This window comes from Kribbella sp. NBC_01505 (assembly GCF_045040285.1).
Taxonomy (GTDB): domain Bacteria; phylum Actinomycetota; class Actinomycetes; order Propionibacteriales; family Kribbellaceae; genus Kribbella.
In genome coordinates, this window is the sequence record NZ_CP109425.1 from 6470181 (window position 1) to 6490167 (window position 19987).

Below are 19987 nucleotides of genomic sequence, written 5' to 3' on the forward strand. Positions count from 1 at the left end.
GTGCGGCCAACCGCAGATGCCTCATGGTGCACACTCCGCGCGTGGCTGTTGCCGCTGTGTTACGCCTGCCTTCAGGCTTGTCTCGACGGGGGCCGCCATCGATTCACTCCGGTGGTGAGGTGGCGAACCTGGACCAGTGACTTGCGCAGACTGGAGAGCCCGTGGTTCCCGACCTCGTACTGTTCCCGCACTGTGACGTGCACGTGGCGCTGACCGGCGCCAAGCCGCTGACGATGCAGGTGATGCTGCGCATCAACGACTCAGCCAAGCCCGGCCAGTACAAGCTCGTTCCGGCGATCAAGGGAGGGTACTCCTTCGAATTCTTCGCGCCACACAACGCTGTCGGTGAGCGATTCGACGAGCTTCCATCGGTGGACAATCAGACCGGGCTGGTCACCGCGACGACTCGGGGTGTCTATCTCTTTCAGGTGAGATATCAGGGCCAGTACCAGGTCGGTCGCCTGCAGGTGCACAAGGAGCTGCTGGGATGGTGGTTCGGAAACGACTCCATCACGACTGCGCTGGACACTCAGGTCGGGCATGCTCAGCCCTCGATCTACGCCAGGTTCACTGATGAGCCGACGGGGACAGATCTGGTCGGGGACATTACCGGCCATGGGTACGTGGAGCTGAAGTCCACTCAGCCGGACAAGGTCTCGATCACCCCGACCGGTCGCCTGATGGGCCTGCTGGAGACACCGGCTCCGACCAAGGAGAATCCGCATCCGCCGGCGGTGCCGATCACCGGGACTCTGCTCGGCACAACGCGAAGTCTCGATGTGCGGGTTGTCGACTACGGCAAGGTTCGGAGCAACCTGGTCTCGGTTCGTTCCCCCGGGGGCGCGGGGCGGGCAGCGACCCAGCACAACCTTCTTTTCCTGCCGGAGGGGTTTCTCGAGACGGTCAGTCATCGAGAGCTCTTCACCACGATCGTGAACCGCGTCGCCTGGGACCTTTCCTACAAGCCGCGGCATGAGCCTTACGGGATGCTGAAGAAGAGCATCAGCATCTTTTCTTCGTTTGCTGCGTCGCAACAGTCCGCGATCACTACTGGCTATCGGGTCACCGACACAGCTGCCGGTCCGGGCCCGGGTGTTCCGATCCCCTTGGCCACGAGAGTCCCGGAGAATGCGGCGTCCGTGCTGTACACCCTGAAAGAACTGATCGCGCTGGTCGGCCTGCCGATGCGGGGTGAGACGCGCCCGGCCGATGTTCTCGCGATCGACTGGAGCAAGCGGGACCTACCGGCATTCAACCTGCTCGGAGTCACCAGCCCCTTGGTCGCTGCTTGGCGGGCGCACCAGTCACGAGGCATTCTGAACGCTCGTGACACCGCGTTCGGGATGCATCTCGGTGGCCGGTTGGCGGACCGGATCTCAGGCAAGGAGTCAGTCGAGGATCCGGTGGTTTCTCCGGGGGTCGAGGTTGCCGGCAGCCCGGCGCTGCGACGATTCATCGGCCGCCTGTACGAGTTCTACTCCATGCAACCGACCGAAACGATCTCACTGGATCCTCGGCGGCATCCGCCGGAGCTCCATGCGAGCTCCGCGGAGACGAATTCCCAGAGCGCAGTTCTGCGGTACGTCGGTGCGTTGCAGGACGCTGCCAGTCCGCCGAACCAGATCGGCCAGGAGTGGATTCCCGACAACGCCAACTTCAAGCGCAGCCGTGGTCTGGTCGTCATCATCTCGTTCGACGACATGATCGGTGGCCAGAACATCGAGAACAGTTCGATGGTGGCGTCGACCCTGGACGGGCACAAGACGTTGACCTTCCAGTACGGCGGTCCGGCCGACCCTGAGGAGATGCGTCGCGACGCCACGTCGATCCAGGTGAATTCGGCGCATATCGCCGACACCGTCGCCCACGAGCTCGGACATAGTTTCAACCTGGGGGACGAGTACGAAGACACCGGTGGGCTGGGTCCGGGCGCCGAGGGAACGGCGGATCTCGGCTATGACAACGTGACCGTCCGCGGGATCATCCGCACGGATCCACCGGACGGCCAGAAGATAGATGTGGCCAAGGCCAAGTGGTTCGGCCTCCCTCGCATCCAGATCTCGGCCACGCTCACGGCTCCGTCCGTACCTGACGGAGCCGGGATCAGAGTGACTGTCGGTCCGACCGATATTCATCTGTGGAAATGGGCCAAAGAGCATGACAAGAAGCCTGAGCTGAGGATGCTGCGCATGCGGCCGGTTGGTCCGATCAGCAACAGAAGTTTTCAGCAGCTGCCGTTGGAGAACGCTGACGAGGTGCGCCGCACCGGACTGTCGATCGGTGAGATCGACTCGGGCGCAGGCAGTTTCGTCTTGACTGGCCCGGGGCCGACGCCTTATCCGACATTTCCGGCCGGCTCAGTGCTGTTCGTTCCGCTGCTCGATGGCCAGCGCCGGCCGCTGACCATCGTGGAGAGAGCGGTGACGGAGCACATCAACGCACCGGGAACCGCCGGAACTCACCGGCCGTTGAACTTTGTCGCGGAAAATACTGTTCCACAGATCGGCATCGACGAACCGGAGGATATTCCGGGCTTCACCTTTCCGACGACTCCCGCCACGCTGCTCGGGATCTATGAGGGTGCCAGTCACTACCCAGGCGGGTACTACCGGCCGGCCGGCACCTGCAAGATGCGAACCTCAGGAGGGCCGGATGAGCACGGTCAGTTCTGCTATGTCTGCAAGTGGCTGATCGTCAACCGCGTCGATCCCGCATATCACGACATCCTGAGCTCGAAGTTCTACCCGAAGCGGCCGACCGATGGCTGAGCCGGGGACGGTCGAGAAGCTCGTCGCAGAGATCGGGCGAGCGCTGTTGCCGCTGCGCGACGCGCTTCGATCGCCTGCTGACTTTTCGACGTTCGTGCAGGAGCTCGGATGGACCACGACCGAGCTGCCGGGAGCGCTCCGCGACCTAGGCAGCCGGGTGGACGGCCTGTACGACAGCCTCGTGAACCTCATCGGTGCCGGCGGGTTCGTTCCCGGCGGCAGCTCCGAGCCAGGCGACACGCCGGCTGCCTCGGCCGCTGACGTGGCCAGAGCGCTCAGCTCACTGACCGGCGTCATCGAGAGCATCCGGGCCGTTTCGTCTGCGCCTGACTCGGCCATCCCGGAGTCGCTGCGGGTGGACGGATTCGCCGCCAAGTTTCCCGGGCAGCTCATCGAGTTCCTCGTCGTCACCTACTTGCTGCGCTTCCATCCGGCCATCGGGTTCGGGTTGTCGACGCTGGGCGTGATCAAGACCCGGTATGTTCCCGCGGAGGGCCATCGCCCGCCGTACATGCACATGTCCCTCGATCCGGCTGACCTGCCTCGGACGCTCTCGGACCCCGCACAAGTCTTGCGGAACGCCTTTGGGTGGGGGACGGCCGACTTCGACTATCCCGCGATGGCCTCCGAGGTCGACAACCTCCTCTCGTCGCTGGGGATGGCCGTCTTCATCGACGAGGTGCCGAGGTCGACAGTCGCAGCTGTTCAGGGCGATCCGCAGTCGCCTGACACCTTCCCGGTCCGGGCGGTGCGTGCGCTGCTGCTCGGACAGATCACGGCGACGGGCCGGACGGCCGCCGAGTTGCGGCTGATGCCCCTACCCGGTCGCGACGCTCTCGCACCGGGCCTGGCCCTGTTGCCGTCTCTCGAAGGCGACCTGGTCTCCAAGCTCCCGCTCGGGCCTGGGCTGCTGCTGACGATCAAGAGCAGCCTCGATCTGCAAGGCGGCGTGGCTCTCCAGGTCCGGCCAGGCCAGCCGATCGAGATCGTCACGGGGTTCGAGTCGTCCGACACACCGGTCCACGCCAAGGGCTCCGTCGAGGTTGCCCTGGAGCGCTCTGATCCCGATGGTGAGCCAAAGGTGATCATTGGATCGCCGGGCGGCACCCGGTTGCAGTATCGCAAGGTGGGCGGCGGTGGCGGCCTCCGGCTGTCGGGGAACGGCGACGCCGACGTCTACGCCGAGTTCGAGCTGCAGGGGCTGGAGTTCGTGTTCGAGCCGTCCGGGGCGGACGGCTTCATCGGCAAGCTGCTCCCCAGCGCCGGGTTCGACTTCAAGACCGATCTCACCGTCGGGTTCTCCAGTGTGCAGGGGTTCTACTTCAAGGGGACTTCGAATCTGGAGATTCAGGTTCCGGCGCATCTGAAGCTGGGGCCGGTGGAGATCGATGGGCTGACGATCTCGGCGTCGCCTTCGGACGGGAAGTTGCCGATCGGTCTGGGGACGACGATCAAGGCTGATCTGGGGCCGTTCAAGGCGGTGATCGAGCAGATCGGGATGTCGGCGACGTTCGAGTTCAGGTCCGGCAATGACGGGAATCTTGGGCCGCTGGACCTGTCGATCGGGTTCAAGCCGCCGAAGGGGGTTGGGCTCTCGATCGATATCGGGGTGGTGAGCGGTGGGGGGTACCTGTCGTTCGACTCCGAGAAGGGGGAGTACGCCGGGGCGTTGGAGTTGAAGTTTGCGGGGTTCCTGGAGCTCAAGGCGATTGGGCTGATCAGTACCCGGATGCCGGATGGGTCCGACGGGTTCTCGTTGCTGATTGTCATTACGGCGGAGTTCCCGGGTGGGTTGCAGTTGGGGTTCGGGTTCACGTTGCTGGCGGTGGGTGGGCTGATCGGGCTCAACCGGCGGATGGATCTGGATGCGCTGGCCAAGGGGGTGCAGTCGGGGGCTATCGAGTCGGTGATGTTCCCGCAGGACGTGGTCGCCAACGCGCCGCGGATCATCAGTGACTTGAGGACGTTCTTCCCGGCTGAGGACGGGAAGTTCCTGATCGGGCCGATGGCGAAGATCGGGTGGGGGACGCCGACGCTGATCAGTGTGTCGCTCGGGGTGATCATCGAGATTCCGGGGAACATCGCGATCGTCGGGGTGCTGCGGTGCATCCTGCCGACCAAGGAACTCGCGCTGGTCGTGATCCAGGTCAACTTCATCGGCGCGATCGAGTTCGACAAGGACCGGCTGTGGTTCTACGCCGTGCTGTTCGACTCGCGGATCCTGACCATGACCATCGAAGGTGGCATGGGGCTGCTGATCGGGTGGGGGGACGACGCCGAGCTGGTGCTGTCGGTGGGTGGGTTCCATCCGTCGTTCAAGCCGCCGCCGCTGCCGTTCCCGGCGATTCCGCGGCTGGCGGTCGACATCATCAACAAGCCGGGGTACCGGATCCGGGTCGAGGGGTACTTCGCGATCACCAGCAACACCGTGCAGTTCGGGGCGCGGGCCGAGTTGCAGTTGGGGTTCAGCGACTTCGGGATCTCCGGGCATCTGTCGTTCGACGCACTGTTCCGGTTCTCGCCGTTCGCGTTCATGATCGCGATCTCCGCGTCGGTCTCGCTGAAGGCGTTCGGGGTCGGGCTGTTCGGGATCGATCTGGACTTCGCGCTGGAAGGTCCGGCGCCGTGGCGGGCGCACGGGCGCGGGTCGATCTCGCTGCTGTTCTTCGAGATCTCGGCGGACTTCGACTTCAGCTGGGGTGAGGACAACGACACCACCCTGCCACCGGTCGCGGTGCTGCCGATCCTGAAGGCGGAGTTCTCCAAGGTCGAGGGGTGGGAGACGCGCCTGCCCACCGGCGGTACGAATCCGCTGGTGACCCTGCGAGCGCTGGCAGCGACCGACACGCTGGTGCTGCATCCGCTCGGCACGCTGTTCGTGCGGCAGCGGGCGATTCCGCTCGACATCGGCGTGGACCGGCTCGGGGCGCAGAAACCCAACGACGGCAAGCGATTCAGTGCTCAGCCTGCCCTCGGTAGTGGCTTCCAGCGGTTGTCGATCACCGGCGACAAGTTCGCGATGGCTCAGTTCCAGACGATGGATGATGCGGCCAAGCTGTCGCGTCCGGCGTACGAGGACCAGAACGCGGGTCTCGAGCTGGCCGCCGCCGAAGGTGCGATGACGACGGCCAAGGTCGTGGCCCGGCGGAGTGCCCGCTACGAGTTGATCATCACCGACAACACGCCGCTCGAGACCGCGCCCGGGCTCCGCCGAATGACGGCGGCCGCCGCGTCCCCGGGGATCCGCAGGCGGTTCCAGAACATCAGCCCGGTGCTCTTCAACCAGTTCCTTGCGGGCAGCAGCACCAGCCGGTCGGCGATGTCACAGCGGCAGGCGGAGCAGAAGCAGCCGTACGGCGGCGCCGACACCGTGCAGGTGTCCGACAAGAAGTTCGTCGTGGCCTACGTACGGAACAACCTGCAGGCCTTCCCGCCGAGCAGTCAGGAGTCGGCGGGCACTTTCCGCAGCCAGTCCGCCGCGGCCGAAGCGCTTGCCCGGTGGGTCGCTGACGAGCCCAGTCTGGACGGCACGCTGCACGTCGTACCGGAGGATGAAGCGGGCGCACCGCTGGCGATCCCTGGCGCCTGGGCGCCGGTGGGTCTGCTGCCTGCAGGAGCCTCTGGTGCGGCGGCGGTCCGGCTCAACGGTGGCAAGGTCCTCACCGCGGGTGGTGAGGACGGGACCGGCAAAGCCCTGGCCGGTACGGCGCTCTTCGACGCGGTGGCCAACACCTGGGAGGCGCTGACCGCGCTGCCGACGAGCCGGCATCTGCACACGATGAGCAGGCTCGATGGTGGCAAGGTCCTCCTGGTCGGCGGCACGTCCGATCCGGTCGGGGGACTGGACACCTGCGAGCTCTACGACCCGCTGGCCAAGACCTGGAAGACCCAGCCGAAGAAGCTGAAGGCCGGCCGGTTCGCGCACAGCGCGACGGTGCTGCCCGATGGTCGAGTTTTGGTTGCCGGAGGCAAAGGAACGCGCGGCGGGCGGGCCGACTCCTTGCTGAGCTCCGTGGAGATCTTCAACCCCGCGGACGGCACTTGGAGCGAGGCCGAGCCGATGATCGATGCTCGCGCCGGGCATCAGGCGGTGCTGCTCGATCAGACCAAGGTGCTGGTGATCGGTGGTGCGGTCCCGACTGGCACTGGTACCGAGGTGCCGTCGAGCTACTGCGAGCTGTACGACGTCACGACCGGCATCTGGACCGCGGCAGAGGGGATGACGGCCCCGCGCTCCGGACATCAGGTCACCGCGCTGGACGCCAAGCGGGTTCTGGTCACCGGCGGCGACGCAACGTCGTATCTGGTGGACGGGACCTACGACCCACACAGCCGTGGCTCGGCGGAGGTCTTCGAGCTGGGCGGCTCGTGGAAGCAGGTGGCGGCGCTGCCGTCCGGCCGGAGCCGGCACCAGGCGGTGCTGCTGCGGACCGGCAAGGTGCTGGTACTGGGTGGCACCAGCGGTCCCGGCTTCACCGCGGGCTTCCAAGGCGCACTGCTCTACGACCCTGCCGCCGATACCTGGACAGAGACAGGTGGCCTGTCCGTAGGCCGCTGGGGCCATGTGGTCGTCGAGCTGACCGACGGCCGGATCCTGACCGTCGGCGGTACCGCCCTATCCGGTACGGCGTCCCCTCAGCCCGGTACCGGAGTCCTCACCGCTACCGCGGAGGTCTACCTCCCATGACACCGAATCTGAACGCGACCACGGAGGTCCGCACACATGACGAGTGAGACGCTGCTGGCCACCGGCACTTGGACTACCGCCGGAACGCTGCCTGCTGCCCGGAGCTGGCTCGGCCAGCAGGACGGTCCGGTCGTGGTGAAGAAGGACTCCAAGGAGATGGTCCTGCTCGCCGGTGGCGCGGACAGCTCCGGCACTGCCGTCAACGAGTGCTTCCTCTTCGATCCGAACGCGGCCACGCCGGCTTGGGCTGTCGCCGACAAGAAGATGGTGAGTGCGCGCCGTATGCACACGGTCACCGTGATCGACAGCGGCAAGAAGGTTCTCGTCACCGGCGGTGCGACTGGTTCGTTCCAGCCTGCGGCCGCCGGGCTGAACACTGCAGAGATCTACGACATCGCTGCCGGCACCTGGACGGCAACCGCCACCACGATGAAGCAGGGCCGCTGGGGACACACAGCGACTGTGCTGCCGGACGACAAGGTGCTCATCACCGGCGGCAGTACGCAGCGAGTGGGCAACTCGATCCGGACGCTGTCCTCGGCTGAGATCTACGACGTCAAGAACGACACCTGGGCCGACGCTGTCCCCATGCTCGACGCCCGCTCCGGTCACTCGGCATTCGCCGTCAACAACCAGGTCCTGGTCGTCGGTGGCGGTACGGCGGTCGGCCCGCAGCAGGACACCGCCCTGGCCTACTGCGAGATCTACGACCCGACGAGCAAGGGGTGGACGTCCACCGCGAGTCTGGCCGCTCCACGTCGTGGACATCACGCCGTACAGCTCACAGATGGGAAGGTCGTCGTCGTTGGTGGCGCTGCACCGGGCAGCTCGGCCGGTGGCACCTTCCAGCCGTTCAGCCTGGCCACAGTAGAGCGCTACGACCCGGGTCCAGGCACCTGGTCCCCGCTGAACGCAATGGGCATCGGCCGAAGCTCACACCGCGTTGTCGAGGTGAAAGCGGGCAAGCTGCTGGTAGCCGGCGGCACCGACAGTTCCGCGAGCGGTGGCTATCAGAACGTCAACGGCGATGCCGGCTACCAGAGTGCGACGCTGCTGACCTCCGACTGGGCTGCGGAGGCTCCCCTGACCACCGGCCGCTGGGGCTTCGGCGCGGTCGCGCTGTCGGGTGACCGCGTGCTGGTCGTCGGTGGCGTCGTACAGTCCGGCAGCGCAACCGCCGTACAGGGCGTCACTGTTCTGACGAACACTGCGGAGTTCTACAAGCTGCCTGCCGGAGTCACACCGTGATGGACCCTCAGGTGGTGGTGGACGAAGGCGCCACGCTCGACACGGTGAAGGACTCCACCTACTCCTTCCTGTCCTGGCTGCGTACCGGTATCGCCACCAAGATCGACAGCCCCGAAAGCAGAGCCGCCAGTACGACGGGACGCGCAACGGTGCCGGTGCGTCTGCGACTGAGCGGTGAGCCGGTCACCGGGCCCGACGAGATCGAGGACTTCGTCGAGCAGCCGATCCAGATCTACGGGCCGGGCGACGTGGTCGGGGTGGACCCGCGAGCCATCGTCCGCACCGAGCCCCGGCCGTGGATCACGAACGTGGAGCCGAACTACCTGGCCCACATCGAGTTCTACGACGAGGACTTCCTCTGGCGCTACAGCCCGGCTCCACGCGACAACGACACCAATCGGCTGCATCCCTGGTTGGCCCTGATCGTTCTGGCCGCACCGAAGGACCCACAGGCTGTCACTGAACCAGGTCCGGTGACCGGAGCCGAGTTCAAGGAAGGTGTGCTGCCGGACCGGCCACTGCCGTTCATCGACGTCCTTGAACCCGCTGCGTTGCCCCCGCACGATCAGCTCGGCGCCTGGGCGCATGTCCACGTCAACGGCTCCCTCGCAGCCCTCGCGCGATCAACGGACGACGCTGCCGGTCTCGCTGCGTTCCGGAAGGTCCTGGCTGACAATCCGGACAACGCGAGCTGCCGGCTGATCTGTCCGCGGCACCTGCTGCCCAATACGACGTACCACGCCTTCCTGGTGCCGGCCTTCGAGACCGGGCGCCTGTCCGGTCTCGGCATCACGTTCGACCCCGACAAGGCGAGGCCTACCTACAGCTGGGGAGAGCCTGGGGAGCGGGAACAAGCGGGCAGGCTGCCGTACTACCACCGCTGGTTCTTCAGCACCGGCAGCACTGGTGACTTCGAGGCGCTGGTCCGGCTGCTGAAGCCGCAGGAGGTGGACAAGCGCGTCGGCCGGCGCGAGATCGACGTACACAACAAGACGCCACCGATGCTCCCCGGGATCACGGATCCGGTCGACGGGGTGCTGTTGCTGGGCGGTGCGTTGCGGGCGCCGTCCCAGCCGCTGAATGACAAGTACGAGCTGTGGGACCGGCTGCCGCCCGCGACGTACCCGCACGTGTTCCAGGAGGCGTTGGCCAAGTACATCAACCTGGCCGACGACTATGCGCACACCGGGCCCGCGGTAGCCAACGCCGCCGTGGGTGTTGCCCAAGACACCGACCCGGTGATCACACCGCCGCTGTACGGGCGGTGGCATGCGCTCACCAACAGGTTGCTGAACAACAGAGACGGCAGCCCGGTCCAGAACCGGGACAACTGGGTGCACAAGCTGAATCTGGACCCCCGCTTCCGGGTGGCGGCCAACTTCGGTACGAACGTCATCCAGGCCCAGCAGGAAGATCTGATGGCTGCCGCCTGGAAGCAGGTCGGTGACATCGTCGAGGCGAACGCCAAGATCCGCGCCGCCCAGGTGCAGCTCGAGGTCGGTACGGCGCTCAACGACAAACACATCACGCCGAAGCCGAAGAAGACTTCACGGTCCGCAGCAGCGCAGGCGACCGTGCAGGCGGTTCGTTCCGGCCGCATACTCGCATTGACCGCTCCGGCGAACACCCGCGTCACCACCACGGGTCCGCCGACTGCGAAGCTCGACGGTGCTGACCCGGTCCTGGGTGAGCGGCTCGCTGTCGGATTCCGCGTTGCCGAGAGCGTGGTGGCCGCGGCGCCGCTCTCGCCGACGATGCGCCGGATCACCAGGCCGGGTGCGCGGCTGATCAAGTCACTGACCTTTCCGCCGGCGACTCCGCCGGAGACCCTGGTGCCGAGGATGGACAGCGACGACCCGGCCAGTCCGACCGCAGCAGCGCCGAAAGTGACCCCGCCCGCGGTCGTCACCCCGCAGAAGCTGGATGCGCATCTGCCGCCGCTGCCGGGTACGAGCGGCGACCCGGTCAACGATCTGCCCTTCAGTATCACCTTCCGCATCACGCTGCCCGAGGAGAATCAGACCTTCGACGCGACCCCGGGACAGGACAGCGACGAGGCACGGATCTTCAAGGACGCCCTTCGAACCCTGCATGGCGGTTGGAACGACGCAGCGATCGGTGGGTATGTGAAGCCGCGCGAAATCCTCGGTGCGGACGCCGTCGGGACCGGAGTGGTCGCAGAGCTCAGTCCGAAGCTCACAGTGCCGAAGAACCTGCAGAGCAGGGTGACGCTGCCGCCGCGACTCAGCCAAGCGACCGGTCAGCTGGCCGAGGTGATGGCATACCCGGTCTTCGACACTCCGATGTACCAGGCGCTCCTCGACCAAGGGGACGAGCTGTTCGTCCCCAACATCAACCTGGTGCCGCCGAACAGCGTGACCTTGATGAACGTCAACCAGCCGTTCATCGAGGCCTACATGACCGGCCTGAACCACGAGATGGCCCGTGAGCTCCTGTGGCGCGAGTACCCGACCGACCAGCGCGGTACGCCGTTCCGTCAGTTCTGGGACGTCAAGTCGATGCTGCCCCTGGACGACGAGAGCGCCGAAGACCGACGGAAACGCCTGTACGACGTGGAGCCGCTCCACCTGTGGAAGCCGGAGAGCAAGCTCGGGGAGCACGACAACCGGGACCGGGACACGGTCCAGGGCACCGAGGTGGTGCTGGTGATCCGGGGCGAGTTGCTGCGCAAGTACCCGAACGCCGTCGTCTACGCGCACAAGGCCGTCACGTTCCGGGAGAAGGACGGTACGCCGGTTCCTGCCCACGAGCGTGATCTCTGCACCTTCCGGGATCCGGCCGACCCGGCGCCGAACGAGGTCCAGATGCCGATCTACGAGGCGCTGGTCCAACCGGACATCTACCTGCTCGGCTTCGACCTGACCGAGGACCAGGTTCGCGGTGTGAAGGGTGCCGACGACCCGGACGGCGCGGGCTGGTTCTTCGTGATCAAGGAGCGCCCCGGCGATCCGCGGTTCGGCGTCGACGACGGCCCGGCCGATGTCGAGGTGGAGGTCTGGAACGACCTCACCTGGAAGGTCCTCGACCCGGGCGACTCGGGATTCCTGCGGCTGGACGAGCACACCCCGACGATCAGCCTTGATCCACTCGAACTCGGTCCGGACGGGAAGTCGGGACCGGACCAGGAGAAGGTCGTCCAGCGACTCGAGGACGACCTGCTGGAGACCTGGAACCAGAAGCTGGGCTCGGCCGACATCGCCTACATGCTGTTCCAGGCGCCGGTGCTGATGGCCGTGCACGCGCAAGAGATGCTGCCGAAGAAATCACCAGTGAGGCCGACATGACCAAAGTGCCCGTTCCTGACATCAGCAGGCTGGATGTCGGTGTCCCGGTGCTGCTGGGGCCGGTCCGGATCGAGACCCGGTTCACCGCGACCGAGCTGCTGATCCGGATCTTCCCCGACGAGTGGGCGATCGACAAGTTCGAGGAGCACCCGACCGCTGCCGAGCTGACCGCCATCGACGCCTACTGGACGGCGATCTGGCGCGCCGGTGGGAACCAGGCCGCCGAGCAGGCCGCGTGGAACGAGCTTGTCGGGCGGATGGCGGTCGGCCGCGCTGCCTGGATGCTGACCGAGCACCCCGCGGCCAACCCGGCGGACCGGCCGAGCGGCGTACCGGCTGGGACCACGGTCCTGGTGGTCGTCAGTCCGGCCGCGCTGCCGGCGAACGATCGTGGGCCGACGACGACGTACTGGACCTCGGTCTGGCAGGCGCATGGAGATCGCGACCGGATCCGGTCCGCCGACCTCGCGTTGCTGACGGCCGTCGGTGCGGCCCGGGCGGATGCGATCCGGCGCCGCCGCCCGTCGGGTCTCGACTCGGTACCGGCCGGTGCGGGCGACGCCGTACGGGTTGCCTTCCTGGTGCTTCCGGTCCGGCCGGCAGTGATTGCGCCGCATTCGTGGACGACCAAGGCCAAGGTCAACCTGCTGCCGCAACGGTTCTACGTCTTCGGCTGGAAGGGCACGGAGCTCGTCATCGACGACAACTGTGAGCTCACCGCCGCCGGACTGGCGGTGAGCCCGGACCCGAGTTTGTCCGAGGACGAACAGCTCAAGGTCGTCAACGAGAAGACCGGCGAGCTCCGCATCCCGGCGGACCTGGACTGGCTGACCAACTTCGGCAAGGCTGTCGAAAAAGGGATGGGCCTTCGCATCACGCTGAACGAGAAGAACAAGGGTGGCGTCGATCGCCTGGTCGTCCTCGGCCTGCGTCTGCAATCCGCACCGGCCGTCGCGGCCGGCGAGCTTGGTGAGCTGATCTGGGACCAGCTCCGCAGCACCGATGGATTCGGCCTGGTTCCGCAGGGCACGGCGACCAACAACAGCGACGAGGCTCCGGCCGGGCAGCCCAAGGAGGACGAGGCCGCGACGAGTCTGCGGACCGCGTTCGGTCTCCGGAAAGCGCTCGGGCCCAACGACTGGAAGACCAAGACCGACGGCCAGACGTTCGCCGAGCTGCTCGGCATCGACCCGCAGAAGCTCACCGGCGCGCCGAATGCCGACGGGACCGACCAGCGCGAGGCCCGCGCCGCCAACACTGTGCTGTGGCCGGCGACCTGGGGCAACTTCCTGCAGACGACGCTGTACCCGATCGTGCCGGCGTCGGTGGTCGAGGACACCCGGGACTTCTTCCAGCACCACGTGAGCGGTCGGGGGCCGATCCCGGCGTTCAAGGTCGGCCGGCAGCCGTACGGGATTCTGCCGACCACATCCTTCAAGACGATGACCTGGCCGGCCGGCCAGGCGTCGCGGGCCAAACTCCACAGCCTGCTCGAGGTTGCGGCTGCGGACTGGCAATCGGCGGCCGAGACTCACGTGTCGCACCTGGGCTCCAGCGGCGATCCGCATCAGGTGCTGCTGGACATCCTGGCGCTGCATCCGACGTCGGCCGAGTACTACCAGCGCTACGCGCAGAGCGTCGAGGACATCTACAACCGGCGCAACCTGATGGGTGGTGGGCCGCTGGTGATCCAGCGGCTCGCTGAGGTCCTGCAGATGCCGCAGCCGATCCTTGCGTTGCTCACCGAGCTCGGCTACGTCGGATCCATCGATCCGGACCTGGTACGGCGCCTGTTCCTCGGCGACCAGTTTCCGCTGACCGGAGCGCTGGTCGACGACCGCCCGCTGTCGGAGACGGATCCGATCAAGGGGCAGGACTATCTGGCCTGGCTGGCGTCGAAGGCCCGGACGGACTTCGACAGCATCCGCCGGGAGGACGGGCTCATCAAGAAGCCCGCCGCGTTGCTGTACCTGCTGGCACGTCACGCTGTGATGCTCGGTTGGGAGGAGGCCGGCCGCAAGCTCTCCGAGGCCAAGGGCCGGTCGCCGCTGCCCACCAGCGACCCGCTGTTCATCCACATCTCCCAGGGCGCGGGTCTGCCCAGTGAGAGCAGGCTCCGGCAGCTGTACTCGCCGGACCCGGACATCACCTCGGATCCGACGAAGAAGCTGGTCGAGTACATTCCCACGGTTCTTGCGACCAGCCCGGCCACGGTCCGGCTGCGGGAGCAGCTCGAGGCACTGGACGTGCTGACCGGCCTACCGACGGCACGACTGGGTCGGCTGGTGGCCGAGCACCTGGACACTGCGACGTACCGGCTTGATTCCTGGCGGCTCGGCCTGGTGAACGAGCGGCTGGCCCAGATGCGGTTCGGGACCGACGGGACCGCAGCGGCCAAGACCGGCGTCCACCTTGGTGCTTATGGCTGGCTCGAGAACGTCAAACCGAAGCCTCCCGCACCGAACGGCGGCTACATCCACGCGCCGTCGCCGAACCACGCCACGACCGCGGCGGTCCTTCGGGCCGGATACATGGCCAACGGGAAGCCCGAGACGCCGGGCGCGTTCGCAGTGAACCTGACCTCGGAACGCGTCCGGCTGGCCCTCAACCTGCTGGACGGTCTGCGGCAGGGTCAGTCGCTCAGCGCGCTGCTGGGGTACCGGTTCGAGCGTGGTCTGCACGACCGCTACCTCGAAGACCCGGTGGAGCTGGATCAGTTCATCGATCCGCTGCGTGGCCAGTTCCCGTTGCGGGCCGGGAAGCTCGGTGCGGTTCCGAGCAACGCGGTCGAGGAGATCGAGGCCCGGAACGTGATCGACGGCCTGGCGCTGCTGCAGTTCGTCACCCGATCCAGCACCGAGGTGCTCGAGTACCCGTTCGGTCTCAACGGCATGCCGTCCGCGAGTGATCCGGAGAAGGCGGCCATCGGCAAGGAGGTCGAGCGGCTGCTCGACCTGCACGACGCGCTGGCCGACCTGGCCGTTGCCGAAGGCACCCATCAGGCGCTGATGGGCAACACCGAGCGGGCCTCCGCCACGCTGGACGCCTACGCCAAGGACGGCTTCCCGCCCGAGCCCGCCGTGGTGCAGACGCCGCGCAGCGGGGTCACGCTGACGCACCGGTTCGCCCTGCAGCTGACGCCGAGCCTGAAGCCGAACACGGCGACGACTTTTCGCGGTTCCGGCCCGCGGGCCAAGGCCGAGCCGGCCCTCAACGCCTGGCTCGCCAAGCAGTTGCCGGCCCAGCTCGACATCGTGGTCCTGGTCACCTGGACCGATCCGGTCCGCAAGGAGCCGCGCCGGCGCGTGGTCACCTTGTTCGACCTGGAGTTGCAGCCGATCGACCTGCTCTGGGCGCTGCGTCCGCAGGACGAGGCGGCGATGAGCGACCTCGACGACCGGATCGTCGGTGTCGTCCTGGACCGGGACCACCCGCGGCCGGATACCGAGCTGAAGATCGAGTACACGACACGCGTCCCGAACAAGGTGACGCTCTTCGAGTTGTCGTCGTTGATCGCTACCTTCCGGTCGCTGCTGACGACCTCCCGTACGCTGCGGGCCACCGACCTGGTCCCGGCCGCGGGCACCGCCTCGGTGGACCGGTCGATGGACGCGGTAGTTGCCCTGGACAAAGATCGGCCGCTGGCCGTTCGGGCCCAGCTCGGGGATCTCCGAGACGCTGTCACCGACTACATCGGCGACCTCGTCTCGGTCTTCCCGGCGCCGCCCGCCGGACCGATGCGGCCGGAGATTCTGGCCGAGATCGACACATACCTCGCAGGGTACGCCGGACTCGCGCTCCAGGCCGGTGCGTTCGGCATGACCAGAAGCAGCTGGGGTGAGCTCGCCGCTTGGCGCCGCGGGCAGTGCGTCGCGATCCTCAGGTCCGCAAAGGTTGTGGCCGAGCGGATGAACACCACCCTCGGCACCGCCACCACCCTCATCACCCAGTACGACGGCCTGCCGTCGACCACCGCGGCCGAGGAACGGTACCGGCGACTGCAGCAGATCGAGCGACTGCTCACGACCAAGCCGACCACGCCACGTCCCGAGACACCGCAGAAGCTCCGGCAGATCATCACCACGCGACGTCGTGACTTCGCGGACAAGCTTGAAGCAGTGACTGACCTGGCCACCTCGACGGAGACCACGCTGAGCGGTTTGCTGGCCGAAGCATCGGCCGGGCGACCGGTCGGCGACTTCGACCCGAGCGGTCTGGACCTGACGCCGTACGGGGATGCGATCGTTGCCTACGCGACCGAACTGCTCACCCGGGCCAAGTCGTTGCAGGCCGATATCGATGCCCGGATCGCGGTCTACGCCCTGGCGCTGAAGGCGTACGACGCTGCTGTGCTCGGACCGGAGAAGGTCGAGGCCGGGATCGATGCTCTGAAGGCCTTGCTCGGCGAGGACGTGCTGGTCGTGCCGGAGTTCACGCCGCCGGACCAGGTGGCCGACGAGTGGCGCAAGGCCCGGGCGGACAGTACTCGGCTGGTGGCGCACCTCCAGCCGAAGCCGTACAACCACGACTTCCCGGTCGACGACTGGCTGCACGGCATGGCCAGAGTGCGGGAGAAGCCGCGGCTGTGGGAACAGAGCGTCGCGCTCAGCGCCACGCTCCGCAAGCCCGGCCTGCTGGGCAGTCTGACGCCTCCGGTGGAGCCGGAGCTGACGCCGATCCAGTTGCCGTACCGGACCAAAGACACCTGGCTGGCCTTGGAGATCGTGCCCGGCTACGACCTCGACGAGGACCGGGTGCTGTTCACCGCGCACTACGCGGACGAGCCGTTGCTCGGGACCAAGGCGCACTGCGGGCTGTTGCTCGACGAGTGGACCGAGTTGCTGCCGGCCGCGGAAGAGACGACCGGCCTCACGTTCCACTACGACCGCCCGGATTCCGAGCCACCGCAGGTGATGCTGCTGGTCGTGCCGCCGCAGCCGGACAAGGGGTGGCGATGGAACGATCTCGTCGCCGCGATCCACGAGACCTACGACCTCGCGAAGTCCCGCGCGGTCGAACCACAGCACCTCGACGGTACGGCGTACGCGCAGTTGCTCCCGGCAACCGTCCTGGCGGCGACGAATCCGCCGATCACGATCAGCACCGATCTGGCCGCCAACAATCTTCGGGGGAGGGCCGATGCCTGAGCAGGACAATCCGGTCGACACGTTCGCGAAGGAACTGCACGACCGGGCGGTTCCGGGCGTCGGCCTGTGGAACCGGCTGGAGGGCCGGCCGCGGACGACCGAGTTCGGGGAGGCGCTGCGGGCCGAGGTTCGCGATCCGCTCTGGATGCTGACCCGGCAGTGGCAGCTGGGCGAGTTCCAGGGATCGGACGGGGGTTCGCCGGTCACAGCGCAGTACAGCGTGCGGCTTGCGGAACCGACGTCGTACCGGCCACCGGGTGGGGTTGTGGAGCCGATCCCGAACCGGGCGCCGCTGGAAGCGATCGCGGAGCGGCGGGTGGTGCCGTTCGACATCGGCCCGGACGAGGTCTCGTTCGATCTGCGGTTGGCGATCGGCCGGCAGTGGATCAAGCTGCTGAGCCAGAAGAGTCTGCTCGGGCTGCTCCTGCTCTACCGGGACAAGTACATCGACAAGTACAAGATCGAGCTGCCGGACCCGAAGGCCGCGGCCGATGACGCGCAGGTCGCGCACCCCGCGGTCTGGTCCTCGATGCAGGCGATGGCCGGCCGGGCGATGGACGGCTACAAGCTGTATCGCTTCGTCAAGGCCGGCAACCCGGCCTGGAAGGGCGTCGCCGAAGGGCTGCTGGATCCGAAGACGAAGCTGGCCGAGCTCGGCGACAGCCTGGTGAAGTGGTTCGACAACCTGATCGACCAGCCGGGCCAGGTGACCGACCAGCGGCCGAACGGCAACAGTGGCTGGGATCCGGTCCGGCTCGAGCACCGCTTCTCGGTGGCGGCGGCGCCGCCCGGCGTACCGGAGAAGGTGCTCACCGCGCAGGAGTACCCCGGTGGCACGCTGGACTGGCACGCCTTCTCGGTCGACCCCGATGGGCCGATCGGTGGGTCATCGGTGACCATCCCGGCGCCGCGGAACCGGACCGTTTTCCCGGCGCCGGTGCGGTTCTCCGGGATGCCGCTGCCGCGGTGGTGGGCGGTCGAGGACGGTAAGACGAACTTCGCCGCCGTGCGTCCGGACAGTACCGACCTCGCCCGGCTGATCTTTCTGGAGTTCGCGCTGGTCTACAGCAACGACTGGTTCCAGGTGCCGTGTGATCTACCGGCCGGCACGCTGGCGTCGGTGCAGTCGCTGGTCGTCACGGATGTGTTCGGCATCCAGCAGACGATCGCACCAGCCGGAAGCGGGGACGATGAGGACTGGCAGCGCTGGGCGATGTTCACCCTGGACACGATTGGCAACGAGCACGTCCCGGCGGACACGGATCTGTTCCTGCCGTCGAGTGTGCCGAAGGTCGCGGAGGGACCGGCCCTGGAGGAGGTCGCGCTGATCCGCGACGAGAACGCCAACATGGTCTGGGGAATCGAGAAGACCATCGCGCTCGCGACCGGTGACAGCCGGCGGGGCAGCGAGGTCGTGTCCGAACGCCTCACCTATCGGCTGAACCTTCTGGGCGACCCGACGGACGAACCGGTGCCGACGGCGCCGGTCGTGTACGAGGTGATGAGCACGGTGCCGGAGAACTGGATCCCGTTCATCGCGGTGCACGTGCCGAACGAGGACCGGGCGATCCGGTTGCAGCGTGCGGTCATGACCAGCCTGGCCGGTGGTAATGCGGAACCACAGACCGATCTGCTGCGGGAGAACCTGGACGGTCCGAAGCGGACCTATTTCATCAACGAGGAAGAGGTGACACAGGCCGGGACGCGGCTCACCGTCGCCTACAACCGGACGCGCTGGCGCGACGGCAGAGCGGTGGTCTGGTTGAGCGCGAAGCGCAGCAGCGGCCGGGGTGAGGGCTCCAGCGGCCTGGCGTTCGACCATCTCGTCGACGCCTCGGAGAAGAAGCCCACGGCCTGACCCGGCGACCAATACTTAGCCCTTGCGCTAAGTGTCGGGCCGGGGTAATACTTAGCCTCATGGCACAGTATTCGCTCGAGGTCGACGGGGTCTTCGTCGCGCTCGCGGACCCGACGCGGCGGGATGTGATCCGGCGGCTGGGTCGCGGGCCGACCAGTGTGGGGGAGTTGGCGGCGGAGTTTCCGATGACGCTGCCCTCGTTCATGAAGCATGTCCGGACGCTGGAGTCGAACGGGCTGATCCGGACGGTCAAGACCGGCCGGGTGCGGACCTGTGTGCTCAATCGCGAGCGGTTGGCGCTCGTGGACGGCTGGCTCGCCGAGCAGCGGCGGATCTGGGAGGACCGCACCGATCGGCTCGAGCAGTTCGTCACCGAATCGATGGAGGAGCAGTAATGAATCCCGATCTGGACCTGACCCTGGAGCGGATCATCCGCGCGCCCCGCTCGGCGGTGTGGAGTGCGTGGACCGATCCGGCCAAGTTCGCCAAGTGGTGGGTCCCCGCGCCGATGGTCTGCCGCGTCGAGCGCTTCGAGGCGCGGCCCGGTGGTGCGCTGGTGACGCGGATGAGTGAGGACGGGGTGGACTTCGCGCCGCAGCTCGACGCGACCTTCCTGGTCGTCGACGAGCTCGAGCGGATCGTGTTCACGAATGCGATCGACAGTGCCTGGCGGCCGGCGAATCCCGAGCCGATCACGATGGCGGCCGAGATCACGTTGGCCGATCATGCGGACGGAACGGTGTACCGGGCTGTCGTCCGGCATGCCGATCCGGCGTCGCGGAAACGCCATGCGGAACTGGGGTTCGCGGATGGCTGGGGGACTGTGACGAGGCAGCTCGCCGAGCTGGTGGAGGCGGCGCGATGAAGCTCGTGCGGACGGTCGTCGACGTCGGCGCGCCGGCCGCAACCCGAGGGCCCGCACACCTGGTGGGGGCTGCGAACAGGGAATACCTTGTTCACGCCCACCGGTTCCT

At 67.0% G+C, this 19987-nt stretch carries 8 protein-coding genes; all 8 read left to right on the forward strand.

Annotated features, from left to right (window positions below; genetic code table 11):
* Positions 1–161: 161 nt before the first annotated feature.
* The 8 genes from OG474_RS30775 to OG474_RS30810 are packed head-to-tail and all read left to right on the forward strand — an operon-like array spanning position 162 to position 19878.
* The gene (locus OG474_RS30775; protein WP_405057098.1) at positions 162–2768 is read left to right on the forward strand and encodes a hypothetical protein; all 2607 of its coding nucleotides are present in this window, start codon (positions 162–164) and stop codon (positions 2766–2768) included.
* Positions 2761–7455: a DUF6603 domain-containing protein gene (locus tag OG474_RS30780; protein WP_405057099.1), complete on the forward strand. Its 4695-nt coding sequence runs from the start codon at positions 2761–2763 to the stop codon at positions 7453–7455. The genes OG474_RS30775 and OG474_RS30780 overlap by 8 nt, the downstream gene beginning before the upstream one ends.
* A 36-nt stretch (positions 7456–7491) precedes the next feature.
* On the forward strand, positions 7492–8703 hold the full coding sequence (locus OG474_RS30785; protein ID WP_405057100.1) for a Kelch repeat-containing protein: 1212 nt from the start codon (positions 7492–7494) through the stop codon (positions 8701–8703).
* The gene (locus OG474_RS30790) at positions 8703–12008 is read left to right on the forward strand and encodes a hypothetical protein (protein WP_405057101.1); all 3306 of its coding nucleotides are present in this window, start codon (positions 8703–8705) and stop codon (positions 12006–12008) included. Before OG474_RS30785 ends, OG474_RS30790 begins: the two co-directional genes overlap by 1 nt.
* Positions 12005–17155 carry a hypothetical protein gene (locus tag OG474_RS30795; RefSeq protein WP_405057102.1) on the forward strand — a complete coding sequence of 1717 codons (5151 nt, stop codon included), beginning with the start codon at positions 12005–12007 and terminating at the stop codon, positions 17153–17155. The genes OG474_RS30790 and OG474_RS30795 overlap by 4 nt, the downstream gene beginning before the upstream one ends.
* Positions 17148–19013 (forward strand): hypothetical protein, encoded by a 1866-nt coding sequence (locus OG474_RS30800; RefSeq protein WP_405057103.1) that lies wholly within the window; start codon positions 17148–17150, stop codon positions 19011–19013. The genes OG474_RS30795 and OG474_RS30800 overlap by 8 nt, the downstream gene beginning before the upstream one ends.
* Before the next feature lie 59 nt (positions 19014–19072).
* Positions 19073–19408 (forward strand): ArsR/SmtB family transcription factor, encoded by a 336-nt coding sequence (locus OG474_RS30805; RefSeq protein WP_405057104.1) that lies wholly within the window; start codon positions 19073–19075, stop codon positions 19406–19408.
* On the forward strand, positions 19408–19878 hold the full coding sequence (locus tag OG474_RS30810) for an SRPBCC domain-containing protein (RefSeq protein ID WP_405057105.1): 471 nt from the start codon (positions 19408–19410) through the stop codon (positions 19876–19878). Before OG474_RS30805 ends, OG474_RS30810 begins: the two co-directional genes overlap by 1 nt.
* Positions 19879–19987 lie beyond the last annotated feature (109 nt).